The organism is Litorerythrobacter xanthomarinus, from assembly GCF_046254955.1.
Classification (GTDB): Bacteria; Pseudomonadota; Alphaproteobacteria; order Sphingomonadales; family Sphingomonadaceae; genus Qipengyuania_C.
On record NZ_JBJXRG010000001.1, the window covers coordinates 201,091 to 220,741 of the forward strand.

18 protein-coding genes are annotated in these 19,651 nt (G+C 60.8%); 8 read left to right on the forward strand and 10 right to left on the reverse strand.

From position 1 onward, the window contains the following. Positions 1-7: 7 nt before the first annotated feature. Complete coding sequence (clpB, locus tag ACEWMW_RS01015; protein WP_409412029.1) at positions 8-2,587, reverse strand: ATP-dependent chaperone ClpB; 2,580 nt, start codon at positions 2,585-2,587, stop codon at positions 8-10. A 202-nt stretch (positions 2,588-2,789) separates the two neighbouring features. On the opposite strand from clpB, the gene ACEWMW_RS01020 reads away from it, so the two are divergent. Together ACEWMW_RS01020 and ACEWMW_RS01025 are read left to right on the forward strand one after the other, a co-directional pair. Then, the gene (locus ACEWMW_RS01020) at positions 2,790-4,973 is read left to right on the forward strand and encodes an acylase (protein ID WP_409412030.1); all 2,184 of its coding nucleotides are present in this window, start codon (positions 2,790-2,792) and stop codon (positions 4,971-4,973) included. A gap of 74 nt (positions 4,974-5,047) precedes the next feature. Then, complete coding sequence (locus ACEWMW_RS01025; RefSeq protein ID WP_409412031.1) at positions 5,048-5,353, forward strand: hypothetical protein; 306 nt, start codon at positions 5,048-5,050, stop codon at positions 5,351-5,353. Between the two features lie 60 nt (positions 5,354-5,413). On the opposite strand, the gene gatB is transcribed toward ACEWMW_RS01025, so the two are convergent. The 5 genes from gatB to rpsU all read right to left on the reverse strand — a co-directional run bounded on the left by gatB (position 5,414) and on the right by rpsU (position 9,671). Then, positions 5,414-6,913 (reverse strand): Asp-tRNA(Asn)/Glu-tRNA(Gln) amidotransferase subunit GatB, encoded by a 1,500-nt coding sequence (gene gatB / locus ACEWMW_RS01030; protein WP_409412032.1) that lies wholly within the window; start codon positions 6,911-6,913, stop codon positions 5,414-5,416. Beyond that, positions 6,910-8,406 (reverse strand): Asp-tRNA(Asn)/Glu-tRNA(Gln) amidotransferase subunit GatA, encoded by a 1,497-nt coding sequence (gene gatA, locus ACEWMW_RS01035; protein WP_409412033.1) that lies wholly within the window; start codon positions 8,404-8,406, stop codon positions 6,910-6,912. The genes gatB and gatA overlap by 4 nt, the downstream gene beginning before the upstream one ends. Continuing rightward, complete coding sequence (gatC, locus tag ACEWMW_RS01040; RefSeq protein WP_409412034.1) at positions 8,406-8,708, reverse strand: Asp-tRNA(Asn)/Glu-tRNA(Gln) amidotransferase subunit GatC; 303 nt, start codon at positions 8,706-8,708, stop codon at positions 8,406-8,408. The genes gatA and gatC overlap by 1 nt, the downstream gene beginning before the upstream one ends. Positions 8,709-8,788: 80 nt before the next feature. Continuing rightward, positions 8,789-9,382 carry an FKBP-type peptidyl-prolyl cis-trans isomerase gene (locus ACEWMW_RS01045; protein ID WP_409412035.1) on the reverse strand — a complete coding sequence of 198 codons (594 nt, stop codon included), beginning with the start codon at positions 9,380-9,382 and terminating at the stop codon, positions 8,789-8,791. A gap of 88 nt (positions 9,383-9,470) precedes the next feature. Continuing rightward, a complete protein-coding gene (gene rpsU / locus ACEWMW_RS01050; RefSeq protein ID WP_409412036.1) occupies positions 9,471-9,671 on the reverse strand; it encodes a 30S ribosomal protein S21 in 201 nt (66 codons plus the stop codon). Positions 9,672-9,874: 203 nt separating this feature from the next. Between rpsU and crcB the strand changes: the two genes are divergently transcribed. From crcB to ACEWMW_RS01075, 5 genes are read left to right on the forward strand one after another with little or no spacing between them, the layout of a single operon-like run. Continuing rightward, complete coding sequence (gene crcB, locus ACEWMW_RS01055; RefSeq protein ID WP_409412037.1) at positions 9,875-10,285, forward strand: fluoride efflux transporter CrcB; 411 nt, start codon at positions 9,875-9,877, stop codon at positions 10,283-10,285. Continuing rightward, positions 10,282-11,427 (forward strand): RluA family pseudouridine synthase, encoded by a 1,146-nt coding sequence (locus ACEWMW_RS01060; RefSeq protein ID WP_409412038.1) that lies wholly within the window; start codon positions 10,282-10,284, stop codon positions 11,425-11,427. The genes crcB and ACEWMW_RS01060 overlap by 4 nt, the downstream gene beginning before the upstream one ends. Continuing rightward, complete coding sequence (locus ACEWMW_RS01065) at positions 11,424-12,074, forward strand: HAD-IA family hydrolase (RefSeq protein WP_409412039.1); 651 nt, start codon at positions 11,424-11,426, stop codon at positions 12,072-12,074. The genes ACEWMW_RS01060 and ACEWMW_RS01065 overlap by 4 nt, the downstream gene beginning before the upstream one ends. Continuing rightward, on the forward strand, positions 12,071-12,280 hold the full coding sequence (locus ACEWMW_RS01070) for a hypothetical protein (RefSeq protein ID WP_409412040.1): 210 nt from the start codon (positions 12,071-12,073) through the stop codon (positions 12,278-12,280). The genes ACEWMW_RS01065 and ACEWMW_RS01070 overlap by 4 nt, the downstream gene beginning before the upstream one ends. Then, the gene (locus ACEWMW_RS01075; protein ID WP_409412041.1) at positions 12,277-12,972 is read left to right on the forward strand and encodes an ATP12 family chaperone protein; all 696 of its coding nucleotides are present in this window, start codon (positions 12,277-12,279) and stop codon (positions 12,970-12,972) included. The genes ACEWMW_RS01070 and ACEWMW_RS01075 overlap by 4 nt, the downstream gene beginning before the upstream one ends. A gap of 12 nt (positions 12,973-12,984) precedes the next feature. Here the strand turns inward: ACEWMW_RS01075 and ACEWMW_RS01080 are convergent, their stop codons facing one another. From ACEWMW_RS01080 to ACEWMW_RS01095, 4 genes are read right to left on the reverse strand one after another with little or no spacing between them, the layout of a single operon-like run. Continuing rightward, entirely contained in the window at positions 12,985-13,575 is a 591-nt protein-coding gene (locus tag ACEWMW_RS01080; protein WP_409412042.1) for an ABC-type transport auxiliary lipoprotein family protein, read from the reverse strand. A gap of 22 nt (positions 13,576-13,597) precedes the next feature. After that, positions 13,598-14,545 (reverse strand): MlaD family protein, encoded by a 948-nt coding sequence (locus ACEWMW_RS01085; protein WP_409412043.1) that lies wholly within the window; start codon positions 14,543-14,545, stop codon positions 13,598-13,600. A 10-nt stretch (positions 14,546-14,555) separates the two neighbouring features. Then, positions 14,556-15,470, reverse strand: a complete 915-nt coding sequence (locus ACEWMW_RS01090) for an ABC transporter ATP-binding protein (RefSeq protein WP_409412044.1) — start codon at positions 15,468-15,470, stop codon at positions 14,556-14,558. After that, entirely contained in the window at positions 15,467-16,579 is a 1,113-nt protein-coding gene (locus tag ACEWMW_RS01095) for an ABC transporter permease (protein WP_409412045.1), read from the reverse strand. Before ACEWMW_RS01095 ends, ACEWMW_RS01090 begins: the two co-directional genes overlap by 4 nt. A 222-nt stretch (positions 16,580-16,801) precedes the next feature. Between ACEWMW_RS01095 and ACEWMW_RS01100 the strand changes: the two genes are divergently transcribed. Continuing rightward, positions 16,802-19,651: a valine--tRNA ligase gene (locus ACEWMW_RS01100; RefSeq protein WP_409412046.1), complete on the forward strand. Its 2,850-nt coding sequence runs from the start codon at positions 16,802-16,804 to the stop codon at positions 19,649-19,651.

Consider the following 19,651-nt stretch of genomic DNA (forward strand, 5'->3'; position numbering starts at 1 on the left):
CTTTCTCCTACCCCACCACTATCGCCAGTTCGCCGTCACCTTCGTCGATGCTCACGGTGCTGCCATCGGGCACCTTGCCTTCCAGCAGCATCTCCGCCAGCGGATCCTGCAAGTAGCGCTGCACCGCGCGCTTGAGCGGCCTTGCGCCATAGACCGGATCGTAGCCCACCCGGCCGAGCCATCGTAGCGCCGCATCGGTCAGCTCGAGCGTGATCTTGCGATCCGTAAGCAGCTTCTGCACCCGGCCGACCTGGATCTCAACGATCGGCGCCATATGATCCTGGCCCAGGCGATGGAACAGGATGATCTCGTCCAGCCGGTTGAGGAATTCGGGGCGGAAGTGTCCGCGCACGACATCCATCACCTGCGGCTCGACATCGGCCACCTTCTCGTCATCGCCCAGGTTCGCGAGGAACTGGCTGCCGAGGTTCGAAGTCAGGATGATCAGCGTGTTCGAGAAATCGACCACGCGACCTTGTCCGTCCGTGAGCCGCCCATCATCGAGCACCTGCAGCAGCACGTTGAACACATCGCTGTGCGCCTTCTCGACCTCATCGAACAGCACGACCTGGTAGGGCCTTCGCCGCACGGCTTCGGTCAGCACGCCGCCTTCATCATAGCCGACGTAGCCCGGAGGCGCGCCGATCAGACGCGCAACCGCGTGCTTCTCCATGAATTCGGACATGTCGATGCGAACCATCGCGTCGTCATCGTCGAACAGGAAGCCGGCAAGAGCCTTGGTCAGCTCGGTCTTGCCGACGCCGGTGGGCCCGAGGAAAAGGAATGAGCCAAGCGGACGGCCCTGGTCCTGCAATCCTGCACGCGCGCGCCGTACGGCCTTGGAAACGGCTTCAATCGCCTGCGACTGGCCGATCACCCGCTTGCCGAGAATTTCTTCCATCTGCAGCAGCTTGTCGCGCTCGCCTTCGAGCATCTTGTCGACGGGAATGCCGGTCCAGCGCGAAACCACGCCTGCAATATCGTCTTCGGTGACTTCTTCGCGCAGCAAAGCATTTTCGGTATGGCCAGCGGCTTCATCGAGCTTCTTCTCCAGCTCGGGAATCTTGCCGTAGGAAAGCTCGCCCGCTTTGGCGAGATCGCCCGCACGCTGCGCCTGCTCGAGTTCCAGCCGCGCAGCATCGAGTTCTTCCTTGATCCGCGCTTCGGCGTGAATCTTGTCGCGCTCGTTCTGCCAGCGGGTCGTCAGCTCGGATGATTGCTGTTCGAGCTCCGAGAGCTCCTTGCGCAAGGCTTCGAGGCGATCCTTCGATCCCTGGTCGCTTTCCTTGCCGAGAGCCTGCTCTTCAATCTTGAGCTGGATAATCCGGCGATCGAGGTTCTCGATTTCCTCCGGCTTCGACTCCACCTCCATACGAATACGCGAAGCAGCCTCGTCCATCAGGTCGATCGCCTTGTCGGGCAAGAAACGGTTCTGGATGTACCGGTTGGAAAGCTGCGCGGCGGCAACAATCGAGCCATCGGTGATGCGCACGCCGTGATGCAACTCGTACTTGTCCTTGATCCCGCGCAGGATCGAAATCGTGTCTTCAACGCTCGGCTCATCGATATAGACCGACTGGAAGCGCCGCTGCAGCGCCGGATCCTTCTCGACATACTTCTGGTACTCATCGAGCGTCGTGGCACCGATGCAGTGCAGCTCTCCGCGCGACAGCGCCGGCTTGAGCAGGTTCGAAGCGTCCATGCTGCCTTCAGAGGCCCCTGCCCCGATCAGCGTGTGCATCTCGTCGATAAAGAGAATGATCTGCCCATCGGCACCCTTCACTTCATCGAGCACCGCCTTGAGCCGCTCTTCGAATTCGCCGCGATACTTCGCACCCGCGATCAATGCGCCCATGTCGAGCGCCATCAGCGTGCGGCCCTTGAGGCTATCGGGCACATCACCATTGGCGATACGCAGCGCGAGCCCTTCGGCAATGGCAGTCTTGCCGGTGCCGGGTTCGCCGATCAACGCGGGATTGTTCTTGGTTCGGCGCGCGAGGATTTGCACCGTGCGGCGGATCTCCTCGTCGCGGCCGATGACCGGGTCGAGCTTGCCGTCGCGCGCAGCCTGCGTGAGGTCGCGGGCGTACTTCTTCATCGCATCGTAAGACTCTTCGGCGCTGGCGGAATCCGCCGTGCGGCCGCCACGCAGCTCTGTAATGGCGTTCTCCAGCGCCTTTGGATTGAGTCCGGCCGCTTCGAGCGCCTTGCCTGCGGACGTTGTCTTCGCCAGCGAAAGCGCAAGCACAAGCCGTTCGACGGTGACATAGCTATCGCCCGATTTCTCGGCGATCTGTTCCGCCTGGTCGAGTATGCGCACCGCGTCATTGTCGAGGCCCGGCGTCTGCTGCGCGCCACCACCTGAAACGGCAGGGACCTTCGACAGCAGGTTGTCGACCTCGGTGATCGCGACGCCGGGATTACCCCCGGCACGCTGGATCAACCCGGCGGCCATGCCTTCATTGTCTTCAAGCAGCGCCTTGAGTAGGTGCACAGGCGTAATCCGTTGGTGTGAATTACGGATCGCTACGGTTTGCGCGCTTTGCAGGAAGCCCTTGGCGCGGTCGGTAAACTTTTCGAGATTCATCTGGATTCCCTCATTCGAATTTACCTCCCATATGGTGTTGCAAATCTGCAACACAAGGGTTTTGGGCCGGAATTTTCCGGTGTGTTACTCGCATATGGGACCCACTGCCAACACCACAAGGGCTGATCCCAAAAATGCGCGTCTTCCCTTGCGGTTACGCTCGTGTAAGCTGGACGGCAATGATTGGGGTGGAGGTTCGATAGTGCGCTGGGTGGGTCGAATTGGCTTTGGATTGATCGTGCTCGCGATCGCGGCGTTTGTCGCGCTGGCGAGCTGGGAGCCCTTCTTCGCACAGCGCTCCGCAGAGCCGCCACGGCAGGCCTACAAGGCCGAGATCGTGCGCGACCACTATGGCGTGCCGCATATCTACGGCAAAACCGATGCGGATGTCGCTTACGGGATCGCGGTTGCGCATGCGGAAGATGATTTCTTCACGCTCCAGGACACCGCAGCAATGACCCGTGGGCGCTATGGAGCCATCGCCGGCCCTGACGGCGCTGCCATCGATTACCTTTATCACCTGCTCGACGCGCGCGGAACGGCCGATCGCCACTATGACAACCTGCCGCAAGACACGCAGGCGATATTCAACGCTTATGCCAGCGGGCTGAACGACTACGCCCGCGACCATCCGGAAGAAATCAAGCTGGCCAACCTCTTCCCGGTCAACGGCAAAGACATCGCTGCGGGGTTCGCGCTGCGCCAGCCGCTTTTTTACGGTCTCGGCAACATCATCCTGGATCTTGTCGAAGGAAACGAACTCCGGCCCGAGTTCGGCCCACCAATCCCGCAGGCGGATGCCAAGGAGGCGCGCACCGATTGGCCATTGCCATGGGGCGAGATGGCCGCGTTATCGGGATCCAATGCTTTCGCCATCGCACCGGAAAGATCGGGCGACGGCGTCACGCGGCTCGTTTCGAACACACACCAGCCGCTGCGCGGCGGTATCGCCTGGTATGAGCTGGTCGTGGAGAGCGAGCAAGGATGGCATTTCGCCGGTGCGAGCCTGGTCGGCACGCCCTACCCCGTCATGGGTCACAACCGCACCCTCGGCTTCACCTGGACGGTCAATCGCCCTGACCTGATCGATATCTATGAGCTGGAAGTGGCGGTCTCGCCCGGAATTGACGGTGACGAATACCGGTACCTGCTCGACGGGGAATGGCGCGAGCTCGAACGCTGGACCGCGCGATTGCCGGTAAAATTGGGCCCCCTCGTCCTTCCGATCGAACGCGAATTCTTTCGCAGCGCGCACGGTCCCGTGATCCGGAACGACAAGGGCTGGTTCGCGATCCGTTATGCTGGGATCGACAGTATTGCATATGCAGATGCATTCTATCGCCTCGGGAAAGCCGAAAATTTCGAGCAATGGCAGGCAGTTATGGCGCGAATGGAGATCCCCTCCTTTAACTCGGTCTACGCCGACAGGGAAGGCAATATCGCCTATATCTACAATGCTGCCTTCCCGAATCGGAAGAAGGGCGCGAACTGGCGCACTGTCCTCCCCGGCGACGACAGCTCGCTGATCTGGCAGGGCACGGCCGATTTCAGCGAAGTCCCTAAGCAAGTCAATCCGGCGAGCGGCTGGCTGTTCAATGCCAATAATGCGCCGTGGTCAGCCGCGGGCGAGGCCGATGACCTGAGGGCGGAGGATTTCGCGCCGGAACTGGGGGTCGAAAACAAAACGACCAATCGCGCGTGGCGCGCTGCCAAGCTGCTGGGCGAAACGCCGGTGATTGATCGGCAAGATCTCGAGCGCATCAAATACGACAAGACGTACGAGCGCCGAGGCTACATCGCCGACATGCTCGACGACGTGGCTGCACTCGACTTGTCCGATGATCCCGGGCTCGGGCGCGCTCAGGCACTCTTGGCCGAATGGGATCTGACCTCCGACAATGTCGGGCGCGCCGATGCGCTTGCCTATCTGCTTCTCAGGGATTTCATGTCGGCGGAGTACCAGAACAAGCCGCTGCCTGACGTGCGCGAGAAGCTCGCCGCGGCTACAGCGCATCTCGAGACACATTTCGGACGGCTCGATCCGCCATTATCGGACCTGCTCCGCCTGCGGCAAGGCGATGTCGACCTGCCACTCATCGGTGGCTCTGACACGCTGCGGGCCTCGACGATCTGGCGCGTCGATGACGATGGGCGCCTGCAACTGGTGCATGGCGACAGCTTTCTCATGTTTGTCGAATGGCCCCCGGGTGAGCGCGTTTTCTCCGAAAGCGTGCAGCCCTTTGGCGCTGCCACGACCCGGCCCGAAAGCCCGCACTACACCGATCAGATGGAGCTTTATGTGAACCAGCAGCTCAAGCCGGTGCACTTCTGGCGCGAGAATGTGCTGGCAAACGCGGCACGACGATATACGGTTGAGTCCAACTGACACCCGTGTAAACAGGAACTCAACGCCGACCTGATCCATTGATCAGGCAAGGATATCTACTGAAGGAGAAGACGATGTCTGTTGCTGGAACTTATGATTGCGTGACCAAGAGCCCGATGGGTGATCAGAAGGGAACATTCACTGTCGTTCCCGGCGACGACGGCGAAACCTTTACCGGTTCGATGCAGGGCGCAACCGGATCGATGGATGTCGAAGAAGGTAAGATCGACGGCAACAAGCTGACCTGGGTTATGAACATGACCGTGCCGATGCCGATGAAGCTCGACTGCGAAGCAACGGTCGAAGGTGACCAGCTGACCGGCGGCGTCAATGCCGGCGCTTTCGGCACCATGCCGCTCACGGGCGAGCGCCAAGGCTAAACGCCAGAGTTACTGAAACGGAAAGGCCGTCGGAGCGATCCGGCGGCCTTTTTGATTTGCTTACCCCAGTTTATCCTTCAGGATCTGGTTCACAACCTGAGGGTTAGCCTTGCCTTGCATCGCCTTCATCGTCTGGCCGACGAAGAAGCCGAACAGCTTATCCTTGCCGCCGCGGTATTGCTCGACTTTGTCCTCGTTCGCCGCGAGGATTTCGTCGATCGCCGCTTCGATCGCGCCGGTGTCGGAGACCTGCTTGAGGCCCTTCTCGTCCGCGATCTTCTCCGGGTCGCCGCCATCGCGCAGGACGATCTCGTAAATTTCCTTGGCCTGACCGCCGGATATCTCGCCTGTGTCCTGCATCGCGAGAATGCTTGCCTGCGCTTCGGCAGTGGCGTTGTCTGCCTTCGCCTCGTCGCCCAGCGATTTCATCACGCCGGGAGCGACCGAGAGCGCCCAGTTCGCCACTTGTGTCGCGACCTTGGCTTCGGGTTTGCCGATCTTCGCCGCGGCCACGCCCAGCAGCGTTTCGAAGCGCGCAAAGGTCTCGACCTCGGCAGTTAGTTCGCGCGCGTTATAGGGCGTAAGGCCTAGCTCGTTCTCGTAACGCTGCCGCTTGGCATCGGGCAGTTCGGGCAGCGAATCACGGCAATCCTCGAGGAAGCTGTCCTCCAGCTCGACCGGCAGCAGGTCCGGGTCGGGGAAGTAGCGATAATCATGCGCGTCTTCCTTGCTGCGCATGGATCGCGTCTCGTTCTTATCCGGATCGTAGAGGCGCGTTTCCTGCACCACTTCTCCGCCATCCTCGATCAGATCGATCTGGCGGCGCACTTCACTTTCGATCACGGCCATCACAAAGCGGACCGAATTGACGTTTTTCGTCTCCGTCCGCGTGCCCAGCTCGGTATCGCCAACTTTGCGGACCGAAACGTTGACGTCGGCGCGCATGGAGCCTTGCTCCATATTGCCGTCGCACGAGCCGACATAGCGAAGGATGGACCGTAGTTTGCGGACATAAGCTCCGGCCTCGGCAGGCGAAGTCAGGTCGGGCTTGGAGACAATCTCCATCAGCGCCACGCCGCAGCGGTTGAGATCGACATAGGACATGGTCGGATGCTGGTCGTGCATCAGCTTGCCCGCATCCTGCTCCACGTGAATTCGTTCGATCCCGATCACCTTGTCTTCGGGAATACCGGCCTTCTCGTCCGCCTCGATCACCAGCTGCCCCTCGCCCACAATCGGGTGGTAGAGCTGCGAAATCTGGTAGCCCTGCGGCAGGTCGGCATAAAAGTAGTTCTTGCGGTCAAAACGCGAGTATTTGTTGATCTGCGCCTCGATTGCCATGCCGGTGCGCACCGCCTGGCGGATACACTCGCGGTTGGGCACGGGCAGCATGCCCGGCATCGCTGCATCGACGAGGCTGACCTGCGTGTTCGGCTCCGCGCCGAATTCGGTCGAGGCGCCGCTGAACAGCTTGGCATTGGAGGTGACCTGCGCATGGACTTCGAGGCCGATCACGACCTCCCATTCGCCCGTTGCTCCCTGGATGCGGTACGTGCTCATTTCCACCACCTCTCCGGCTTAGCCTCGAATTCGGCGCGCTGTTCGATCGCGAGACCGGCGTTCAGCACGCCCTGCTCGTCGAACGGTTTGCCGACGATTTGTAGGCCGAGCGGCAATCCGTCGCCGTTCACCATCGCCGGAACGCTCATTGCAGGCAGACCAGCAAGCGAGGCTGGCACCGCGAAGACGTCATTCAAATACATCGTCAGCGGGTCTTTATCGAGCGAGCCCAGCGGGAAGCTTGCTGTCGGACAAGTTGGCGCGAGGATCGCATCGCACTCGCCCCAAGCCTTCTCGAAATCCTGTGCGACCAGCGCACGGACCTTCTGCGCCTGGTTGTAATAGGCATCGTAAAAGCCTGCCGAGAGCACATAGGTGCCGATCAAGATGCGGCGCTTGACCTCATCGCCGAAGCCTTCGGCGCGCGTTGCGGCGTACATGTCCTGCAAGCCCGCACCATCGGGCAGGTCGCGCAGGCCATAGCGCACCCCGTCATAACGCGCGAGATTGGACGAAGCCTCCGCCGGAGCGATTATGTAGTAGGCGGGCAGCGCGTACTTCGTGTGCGGCAGCGAGATATCGACGATCTCGGCGCCCGCATCGCGCAGCATCTCCTTGCCCTGCTCCCAGCTATCGAGGATTTCCGCATCGGTCCCATCCATGCGATATTCGCGCGGAATGCCGATCTTCTTGCCCGTGAGATCAGCGGAAAGCCCCGCTTCCCATGCTGGGACATCCATTTCGAGGCTGGTCGAATCCTTCGGATCGAACCCGGCCATCGCCTCGAGCATGATCGCGCAATCTTCTACGCTGCGCGTCATCGGCCCCGCCTGGTCAAGCGAGCTGGCGAATGCGACGACGCCCCAGCGGCTGCAGCGGCCATAGGTCGGCTTGATCCCGCAAATGCCGGTGAAGGCGGCGGGCTGGCGGATCGAACCGCCAGTATCGGTGCCCGTCGCAGCTGGCGCTATCCGCGCGGCAACCGCCGAGGACGAGCCGCCCGAAGAACCGCCCGGGCTCATCGCGGCATTGGTGCCGTCCTTCTTCCACGGCGAGGCGACTTTGCCGAAATAGCTTGTCTCGTTCGAGGAGCCCATTGCGAACTGATCAAGATTGAGCTTGCCCAGCATGCCTGCGCCTGCATCCCACAGGTTCTGCGAGACGGTGCTTTCGTACTGGGGAGTGAAGCCTTCGAGAATGTGGCTTGCCGCAGTGGTCTGCACGCCCTTGGTGGCGAACAGGTCCTTCATGCCGATCGGCACGCCGCCCATCTTGCCTAGGTCTTCGCCCTTCGCGCGCTTAGCATCTGTGGCATCGGCGGCTTCAAGCGCCTTGTCTGGCGTTGTCACGATGAAAGCGTTGAGTTCACTCGCAGAGGCGACAGCGGCGTTGAAGGCCTCCGCCACTTCGCGCGCGGTGAATTCGCCCCCGGCAACTCCATCACGGATCGCCTTGACGCCAAGATTCGTTAGCTCGTTTGCGTTCTCTGGCATTATTCGATCACCTTGGGCACGCCGAAGAAGCCGTGTTCGGCTGCTGGTGCGTTGGCGAGAACATCATCGCGACGACCGCCCGCAGTCTTGGGATCGGCATCGACTACATCATCGCGCAAGCGCAGGGCGTTGGGAATTACCGCCGTCATCGGTTCGACATTGGCTGTATCGACCTCGCCCAGTTGTTCGACCCATTCGAGGATATTGTTGAGCTCGGGCACCATGCGTTCGAGCTCTTCGTCACCCATCTTGATCCGGGCCAGCGAGGCGATCTTCGCCACGGTGGTTTTGTCGACGGACATGTCCGCGTCCTTCAGTAGAATTGCAGAAAAATCGCGAATACTCGCTAGCAGCGGCCTCGTTTGGCTTCAAGAAGAGAGGGTTATTGCCCCGGCGCCGGCGGTTGTCCCTCGGCGCCTTGCTGCTGGCCCAGACCCTGCTGCATCGCCATCATCTGCTGCAATTGTTGCAACCGCCCCTGGAAATCCTGCTCGCTCATGAAATCGACGAGTTCGATTTCGAATGTGAGGTCGGCATTGGGCGGGATCGGCGCGCCGGGAGGCGGTTCGGCACCGTAGGCCTGCTCGGCCGGGATCTTCATGATGTACTTGCCGCCCTTTTGCATCTTCTGAGCGCCTTCGGTGAAGCCGGGCAGCATGCGATCGAGCGGGAGCGGGCTTCCTTCGGGGAAAATACCTTCGACGGGCAACGGGATATCCTGCGATTCGTCGAACACGGTACCATCGTCGAGTGTGCCTTTGTAACGCACGAACACTACGTCGGTAGCCGAGGGATTAGGGCCCACGCCTTCCGCAAGCGTTTCGATTTTCACGCCGTTGACCGTTGCCATGACCTGGGGAACCACAAACCAGGCCAGACCAAAGCCGATCAGTATGCCGATCGCCACGCCCAGCCACAGCTTGGTAAGCGAGCCCTTGGCGATGGGCTGGAGGGGAACGCGGGTAACTTCGGCCATGTATGGTGATCCTAGATAGCAAAAAGGCGCGGAATCGCTTCCACGCCCCTTTGGCTTAACGGTGCTGTCGGTTCAAGCGATCTCGCTGTTAGCCGTCGCGTTCCAACCGCTTGCGCTCAAGCTTGCGAGCGCGGCGAACGGCAGCAGCCTTTTCACGGGCGCGCTTTTCGCTCGGCTTTTCATAGTGGCGACGCAGCTTCATCTCGCGATAGACGCCTTCGCGCTGCAGCTTCTTCTTGAGCGCGCGCAGGGCCTGGTCGACATTGTTATCGCGAACGATGATTTGCATAAATTCCAACACCTTAAAAACAATCGGCGCGGTCCCGCATTCGCACGGGTTACACCGTTAAAAATCAACGAAAAAGGAGCCGAATCCGTCACGGATCGGCCGAAACTGAGGCGCACATAACGCTGGAACGCTGCTATTGCAAGGCTTTGAAGGCAGTGCGAGGCGGCTTTCCAGCCGCGTCCGAAGCGCCTAAGGAGCCGCGCATGAGCGCACTTTCCCCGATCGCCGCAACTCTTCACGTCGCCCTGGGCGGTGCGATCGGTGCTGTCCTGCGCTACCAACTCGGCCGCGGGATGACCGCATGGCTTGGCCCGCAAACGGTAATGTCATTTCCCTGGGCGACGCTCGCGGCGAATGTCATCGGCAGTCTCGCCATGGGGCTGCTGTTCGGCTGGATGGCCAAGCAAGGGCCAACCGATGGCGAGCAGATGCGGCTGCTGCTAGGAGTCGGTGTCCTTGGCGGTTTCACGACGTTCAGCGCTTTCAGCCTCGAGATGATGATGCTGATCGAACGCGGCGAGCCGATGACCGCTTTGAGCTACGCGCTGGTCTCGATCCTCGCAGGGCTGACCGCGCTCTATATCGGGCTCATCATCATGAGGCTTGCAGCATGAAGGCCAAGTCCTCCGCACAAGTCCGTCAATTTACTGTCGGCCCCGACGATGACGGAATTCGCCTGGACCGCTGGTTCAAACGCAATCTGCCGCAGATTGGCTTCGGCACCATCTCGAAATGGGCGCGTACCGGCCAGATCCGCGTCGATGGCGGGCGCGCCAAGCCTGAAGATCGATTGGTTGCTGGCCAGGTGCTGCGGGTGCCACCGGGCGGTGAGCAGCAGGGCCGCAAGCCGCGTGAGCGCCGCGAGCTGAGCGAAGACGAGATCGCCGAAGCGCAGGCCATGGTGATCAGCGATGACAAGGCCGCGATCGTGCTCAACAAGCCGCCAGGCCTCGCAACACAGGGCGGAACCAAGACAACCAAACATGTCGACGGGCTGCTTGATGCCTTTGCGCCGGGCGAAGATGATCCGCGACCGCGCCTTGTCCACCGGCTCGACAAGGACACCTCTGGCGTGCTGCTTGTCGCTCGCACGCCGGGCAGTGCCGCCTATTTCTCGCGCCGCTTCTCAGGCCGTTCGGCCCGCAAGGTTTACTGGGCGCTGGTCGTGGGCGTTCCCGAGGTCCGCGAAGGCACGATCGACGCACCACTTGCCAAGCAACCGGGCACAGGCGGCGAAAAAATGCATGTCGATACGGAAGACGGCGCGCGGGCAGTGACCCGCTACCGCGTGGTCGATAAGGCCGGGAAGTCCGCTGCTTGGCTCGAACTGGAGCCGCTCACCGGGCGCACGCACCAGCTGCGCGTCCATTGCGAGGCGATCGGTCACCCGATCGTCGGTGACGGCAAATATGGCGGCAAGGACGCATTTCTTACCGGCAGCGTCAGCCGCAAGATGCATCTCCACGCGCGGCGGTTGATCATCGATCATCCGGACGCCGGAAAGCTCGATGCCACCGCCGAACTGCCTTCACATTTTGCCGAGACCATGCAGCATCTCGGTTTCGATGAGGGCATGAGCGATGCCAGCCCGCTCGCAGGTGACGGGCCAACCGAGAAAAGCCGCGCGGAAAAGAAGCAGGCGGCGCGCCAGCATGCCAAGCAGGTCCGCAAGGGGCGCCGCGGCGAAAGGCGCTCGCGCGGCGCAGCTTCAAAGCCGACAAAGCCGAAAGGCAAGCCAGCGGGCAAGCGCAAGTGACCCGCCTCGCCGTATTCGATTGCGACGGAACGCTGGTCGATAGCCAGGCCGATGTCTGCCATTCGATGGCGGAGGCGTTCGCGTTAGCCGGGCTGGGCGCACCGGACGTGAACGAAGTGCGACGCCTGGTGGGCCTGAGCCTGCCTGCAGCCGTCCGGCGCCTCGAGCCAGAGCTGGCTGACGATAAGGCCGACGAAGTGGTCGCAGCATACAAGCAGACCTTCTTTGCCCGCCGCCAGGCTGGTCGCCTGAACGAACCGCTGTATGAAGGTATCGAAGCGCTTCTGCGCGCGCTTCATTCCGATGGCTGGCAGCTCGCCGTGGCGACGGGAAAGTCGCAGCGCGGCCTCCACGCATGCCTTGAAACCCACGGAATTCGCGAGCTGTTCGTATCCTTGCAGACTTCGGACGGCCACCCTTCCAAGCCCCATCCGGCCATGCTGGAAGCCGCCCTTTTCGAAGCAGGGTCTCAGGCAGCTGATGCGGTAATGATCGGCGATACGAGCTTCGACATGGAAATGGCACGCAACGCCTCGGTGCGCGCGATCGGCGTGGCTTGGGGCTATCACACGCCTGCTGAGCTGGCCGAGTATGGGGCGAGCGAAGTGGCGGGTGATATGGACCATTTGATGGAGCTCTTGCGATGAGTAACGACCCCGCTGCCGGCCGCTTCTTGATGATCAGCCTGGCCCGCTTTGGCGGTGCGATGATGGCGATATTCGGAATCATCGTTACAGCCGGTAATACTGAGTTTCCGGTTTGGCTGGGTTACCTGCTTGCGGTGCTCGGCCTCGCGACCTTCTTCCTCCTTCCGCGTACACTTGCCCGTAGGTGGCGGAGCCCGCCGGAATGAAGCGCTTCTACCGCGAAGTTACACTGCTCGAGGTTGAAGGCGGCTGGCAGGTCGCACTCGACGGACGCCCGGTGAAGACCCAGAAGGGCAATCCCCAGCTGGTCACCAGTAATGCGCTCGGCAAATTGCTTACCGAGGAATGGGCAGGAATGGACGAGGAGTTTAGCGCCGCAGATTTGCCGCTTCGCGATCTCGCCGATCTGGCCATTGACGCTATTTCAGCCTCGCGCGATGAGACAATAGCCAAACTACTGAGCTACCTCGATACCGATACGCTTTGCTATCGTGCCGAACCGGACGAACCCCTTTTCCATCGCCAACGCGAGATGTGGGACCCGGTTCTGGAAGCCTTCGAAGCGCGCGAAGGGATAACGCTCCAGCGCGTGCACGGAATTGTCCATAAATCCCACCCCGAACATAGCATCGAACGCTTGCGGGGCCGTATGGCGCGGGAGGACGAATTCACGCTGGCCGCGCTTACCGCGATGGCCTCGCTCGCGACTTCGCTTTGCGTTGCGCTGCAAGCGTTAGAGCCCGGTGCAGACGGTGAAACTCTTTGGAATGCGGCCAATCTCGAAGAGGACTGGCAGGCCGAGCAATGGGGTGTCGACGAACAAGCCGCCGCGCGCCGCGCCAAGCGCCAGGCCGATTTTCTTAAAGCACTGGAATTTGCGCGGGCCGCTACAGCCTGACCTTGAAGGTGCTTACTCGCCCATCCAGTCGGCGATCTGCCCCGCTACGTCATTGGCTACCTGGTTGAGCGCCGGACCAACAAACTCCACCTCGGCGGGAATGCCCGAAACACGCGATTCAAAGCGCTGCGTCATGATCTGTGCATCGGAACCACGACGTACAGCATCGAACACAATCACCACGCTGGAAGTCGGCGCATCATAGCCAAACTCACGGATCGTACCGCTCAGCCCGTCCCTAACGCCCAAACCTGGATTTGATCCGTCGATCACCACACGGTTGGACCGCGTGCGGATCGTCTCGGCAACGAGGCGTCGGAACAGGCGTGCGGGCTTCTCAACCCACACCGCATCTTTGAGATAAGCGAGCTCGCTTTCGCTAACCGTTACGGGAACACGCACGACGTCGATTGCAGCAGGAGCCTCGAATTCGGCCAAGGCCAAAGCGCTGCCCGGCGCACCCGCAGCGCTCGCCCCTGCAGGCACGCTGGTATTCGCCGTCAGCGTCAGAAGGCTGTCGGGCGGCTCGTTACCCAGGCTGACACAAGCAGCAAGCGAAGCCAGCGAGAGCGTGGCGACGACGGTTTTGACTCTGGGCATCATGGGACTGTCCATTCCTGCCGGATCACGGCTTATAATCGGGCAAGGCCGGACCGCTCAGCACGGCTCCCGCCCCCTGGTTTTCAAGTCGCTCGGTGACGTTGCGCAGCGCAGCGCTGGTCGCCTTGAGATCGCGCAATGCAGCATCAGCTGCTGGCAAAGTGCTTTCGGACAACTGGCGCGCTGCAGGGCGCGTATCTTCGAGCGTCGCCGAGAGCGATTTCGCGGCCTGATCAGCCGATTTCAACGTTTCGCGCATTTGGCGAGACAAGGCCTGACCATCCTCGTTAAGTATCTGATCAGTCGAGGCCATGACTTTTTCAAACTGGTCGAGCGCTTCGCTCGACTCGCGCAGGGTTATCTGGAGTTCGGCCATGGTCCGTTCGACCTGCGGCGCGGCATCGGCCAGCGCAGCGGTCATCTGGTTGGTATTCGCGAGAATACCCGCGATTTCGCCTTGGTTGCGATCGGACAGCATCTCGGTCAGTCGCTCGGTAAGCGTCGCCAGCCGTTCTAGCAACAAAGGCGCATTCGAAAGCAGTTCACCCAGGCCGCCGGGCTTGGGCGGGATGACCGGAACACCTTCGGGACATGCGGTCGTTTCGCAAGTGATCGCCTCGGCTCCGGCGCGCGCGCCATCGAGCAGGATCGTCGAAACGCCGGTGAAAGAGCCCTGTATCGTTGCGGTAGTACCGACCAGCACCGGAACTTCATCGTCGATTTTCATGCGAACGCGTACGAATTCGGGGTCCTTGTCCCACAGCCGAATCTGGCTGACCTGCCCCACGGGCACGCCCGCGAAAGTCACCTGCGAACCATTGGCGAGCCCAGCGACAGACTGCTTGAAAAATACGTCGTATTCGTCCTGCGCGCCCTTGCCCCAGCCCGCGATCCATACGATCGCCAGCGCCAGCGCAGCGAGCAACGCCAGCGTGACCGCACCTACCCAGACATGATTGGCCCGTGTTTCCATTCGGTTACCCCTATGCCTTGCCTTGCGGCGGGTTGTCCAACGCTTTGACCGCTTGCGCAGCGATGGGCTTGTCCATGTGCTGGCGCAATTCGTCGAGTGCCTGAGCAGTCAGCGCAGCTCGACCACGCGGACCATTGAAGTATTCCTGGATCCACGGATGGTCGAGAGCCATCAAATTGGGCACCGTGTCGATAGCGATCACCTTGCGATCGGCAATCACTGCAACGCGGTCGCAAATTTCGTGGAGGGTATCGAGGTCATGCGTGATGAGAAAGACCGTAAGCCCGAGCGTGTCGGTCAATTCGCGCGTAAGCTGGTCGAACTTGGCTGCACCGATTGGATCGAGACCTGCTGTCGGCTCATCGAGAAACAGCAGCTCCGGATCTAGCGCCAGCGCCCGGGCGAGCCCGGCGCGTTTGCGCATACCGCCTGAAAGCTCACTCGGGTACTTGCTCACAGCCTCTTCCGGGAGCCCGGAAAGCATAACCTTGTAACGGGCAATCTCTTCCAGCAGATCGTCTTCGATCTCGGGATAGAACTGCTTGATCGGGACCTGGACATTTTCGCCTACGGTCAACGTCGAAAACAGCGCGCCGCCCTGGAACAATACGCCCCAACGATTGCGCACACCAATCACCTCGTCAGGCTCGGCATCGGTGATCGAACGGCCGAAGACCTCTACATCTCCCTCGTTTGGGATCTGCAACCCAATGATAGAACGCATCAACACGGACTTCCCGGAACCGGAACCGCCGACTACGCCGAGGATCTCGCCGCGCCTGACTTTGAGGCCGAGATCTTCATGCACTGTCTGCTCGCCGAAGCGGTTGACCAGGCCCTCGACAACCACCGGATGGTCGCCGCGATACCGTTCCACATGCCGGTGTTCTTCGCGAACAGCGAAGGGGGAAGAGGCGTTATTCATCCCCATCCGATCTCAGTGAAGAACACCGCAAAGAACGCATCGAGTACGATGACGGCGAAGATCGCCTGCACCACCGCCTTGGTAGTGCGCAGGCCGACATCTTCGGAATTCCCTTTCACCTGCATGCCCTGGTAGCAACCGGTCAGCCCGATAATCAGCCCGAACACCGGCGCTTTTATCAGCCCTACCCACACATCGTAGATCGGCACTACGTCCTTGATCCGCTCGAGGAAATTCCAGAACGGAATTCCCAGTGCTATCTCCGAAATGAACGCCCCGCCAATGATGGCCATAACCGCAGCATAAAAGCCCAGCAGCACCATCATGAAGGTTACTGCGAGTATCCGCGGGATGATCAGCGCCTCCAGCGGAGAGATGCCGATCGTGCGCATAGCGTCGATCTCTTCGGTCAGTTTCATCGTGCCGATTTGAGCGGCGAAGGCTGAGCCAGAGCGGCCGGCGACCATGATCGCGGTCATCAAGACACCCAACTCGCGCAGGGTGATCCGGCCGACGAGATTGACCGTAAGCGTTTCCGCCCCGAACTGCTGAAGTTGGACCGCACCTTGTTGAGCGATGACGATGCCAATCAAGAAGCTCATCAGGCCGATGATTCCGAGCGCCTCGACGCCGACTAGTTCCATCTGGCGAACCAGCGCCTTGACGCGAAAGCGGCGGGGATTGCGGATCAGGCTACCGGCAGCAATGAGTACCGCACCAAGGAACCCGACGACGCTGCGTGTTCCATCGCGCATTTCATAGGCGCGTTCACCGACACGGGCCGGCACGCGCTCGCGCAGATTAACGTGCGGCGGGAGGATTTCCTCATTGCTCTTGCTTTGGCTGACCGCTTCGATCAGCCGCGAAGCGCGGTTGCTCGCCCCTTCGATCTCCGCATTATGCTCACGCGCCATTCGGCAGATGATCCAGGCGCCTACCGTATCGATCTCCTGGACCTGGGAGATATCGATCGATCGCAGCGCCGCATCAATCTCCAGCAAATCCTGGTCGATCGCGCCGATTGTCGAGATCAGGTAAGGGCCGGATAGCACCAGTCGAGGGGACGAATCCCCCGTTTCTTCAATATCGTATACGGCCCCGCCTTGCATGATCGCGCAGGTATGCTGGCAAAATCATCCAATCACAAGGCGCTTGCGTCACAATAGTTCGTTGCATCGCACAATAGGCGCTGGCATGGGAATTTGCCTGTAATTTGCGGCTCCAGCGCTCTCCCCCCTTCCAACCACCCGATATGGTAACCTTAAGGCTATCGGATGGTTGGAAGGGGGGAGAGGGCCGGCACCGACTGGGAGCGCGAGCGAACCGAGTTAATGACCAACGAACTATCAACCACCTTTAACCCCGCCGAAATCGAGGCGCGCTGGTACTCCCATTGGGAAGAAAACGACCTTTTCCGCCCCGAACGGCCCGATGCCGAACCCTATACGATCGTCAATCCTCCGCCGAATGTGACCGGTTCGCTCCATATCGGCCATGCGCTCGACAACGCGCTGCAGGATATCGTGATCCGTTACGAAAGGCTGCGCGGCAAGGATGCGCTGTGGGTGGTGGGCACCGATCACGCCGGGATCGCAACGCAGATGGTGGTTGAGCGCAATCTTGCCAGCCAGGGCGTGAAGCGCACCGATATGAGCCGCGAGGCATTCAACGATCATATCTGGGAATGGAAGGAACAGTCCGGCGGGACGATTACCCGCCAGCTGCGCCGACTGGGCTGCTCAATGGATTGGTCTCGCGAGCAGTTCACCATGGACGAGCATTTCAGCCAGGCGGTGCTCAAGGTATTCGTCGACCTCTACAAAGACGGACTGATCTATCGCGACAAGCGACTGGTAAACTGGGACCCTGCTCTCAAGACCGCGATTTCGGATCTCGAAGTCGAGAGCCGCGAAGTGAATGGCCACATGTGGCACTTCAAATATCCCTTGGCGGGCGGCGAAACCTATACCTATGTCGAACGCGACGAGGACGGCAATGTGGTGCTCGAAGAAGAGCGCGACTACATCTCGATCGCCACCACCCGCCCGGAAACCATGCTCGGCGACGGTGCCGTGGCGGTTCATCCGGATGACAAACGCTATGCGCCGATCGTGGGCAAGCTGTGCGAAATACCGGTCGGCCCCAAGGAACATCGCCGCCTCATCCCGATCATAACCGACGATTATCCCGATCCCGAATTCGGCTCGGGCGCGGTGAAAATTACCGGTGCGCATGACGAGAACGACTACGGCGTGGCGCAGCGAGGGGGCATCCCGATGTACCGCCTGATGGACGAAGTCGCCGCCATGCGCAGCGACGGCGCGCCTTATGCGGAAGCGGCAGCGCGGGCGCAGGAGATTGCCGGCGGGGCTGCGTGGGATGCCAAGGAAGTCGACACGCTGAACCTCGTTCCCGACGAGTATCGGGGGCTCGACCGGTACGAGGCGCGCAAGCGCGTGGTCGCGGACATCGAAGCCGAAGGACTGATGATAACGGTCGAGGACAAGCGCATCATGCAGCCGTTCGGAGACCGCGGCGGCGTGGTGATCGAGCCGATGCTGACTGACCAGTGGTATGTTAATGCCGCAGAACTGGCGAAAAAGCCGATCGCGGCGGTCAAATCCGGCGAGATCGAGATCGTCCCGAAGAGCTGGGAAAAGACCTTCTTCAACTGGATGGAAAACATCCAGCCGTGGTGCGTTTCGCGCCAGCTGTGGTGGGGACACCAGATACCCGCATGGTACGACGAAGAGGGTAAGGCCTACGTAGCACCGACCCAAGAGGAAGCACAGGCGCAGGCCGGAGAAGGCGTGGCGCTGACGCAGGACGAAGACGTCCTAGATACTTGGTTTTCCTCGGCCCTATGGCCTTTCGGGACACTGGGGTGGCCCGAAAAGACCGAGCTACTCGAACGCCACTATCCCAATAACCTTCTGATCAGCGGCTTTGATATCCTGTTCTTCTGGGATGCCCGCATGATGATGTGGGGCTATTACAACATGGGCGAACGCCCGTGGGAGAAGCTTTATCTCCACGGCCTCGTGCGCGCGCCCGACGGACAAAAGATGTCCAAGTCCAAGGGCAACGTGGTCGATCCGCTCGGCCTGATCGACCAGTTCGGGGCCGATGCGCTGCGCTTCTTCATGGCGGCAATGGAAAGCCAGGGCCGCGATATCAAGATGGACGAGCAGCGGATCAAGGGTTATCGCAATTTCGCGACAAAGCTCTGGAATGCCACACGGTATTGCCAGTCGAATGGGATCGGCGCATCCACCACGCTGGCCGCACCCAAGGCGCGTATGGCCGTCAACCAGTGGATCATCGGCGAGGTCCAGCAGACCGTCGAGTCGCTCGATAAAGCGATGGCCGAGCTGCGCTTCGATGCCGCCGCCAACACAATCTATCACTTTACCTGGGATCGCTTCTGCGACTGGTATCTCGAGCTGATCAAACCCGTCCTGATCAATGACGACGAGCAAGCCCCCGCCTCGCCTGAAGCTATCGCGGAAACGCGCACGGTCGCCGGATGGGTGCTCGACCAGATCTTGGTCATGCTGCACCCATTCATGCCCTTCATCACCGAAGAGCTGTGGCATGCCCAGGGCAAAACAAGCGGGCGTGAGCGAAGCTACGACCTGATCGTAGCAAAATGGCCCAACCCGCGTGCCGAAGTGAGCAAGGATGCGACCGACCCGGTCAACTGGATGATCGAGTTTACAACCAATGCGCGAGCAGCCCGCAACGAACTAGGCATTCCTCCTAGCAAGCGAATGCGCGCGGTGATCCAGAACCCGTCGCCGGTTGCGATGAAGGTTTTCACCGGCAATGGGGCTGCAGCAATCGAACGACTTTCACGCGTCGGTCCCTTCGTGATGTGCGGCAAGATCGGCGATGAGGAAACGCCCTTGATTGCGCCAAAGCCGGCGATGGAAATCGCGGTAGGCGAAGATGTGCTGCTGGTCGATCTTCAGGGGGTCATTGACGTCGAGGCGGAACAGTCGCGGCTTGCAAAGGCGCTGGAAGCTTCGACCAAGGAAGCCAAGTCGCTCGAAGGGCGGCTGTCCAATGCCAATTTCGTCGAGCGCGCCAAGCCCGAAGCGGTCGAAAAGGCCCGCGCCGATCACGCGCATCATGCGGCAGAAGTCGAGCGGCTAGAAGCGGCGCTGGCACGGCTGGGATGA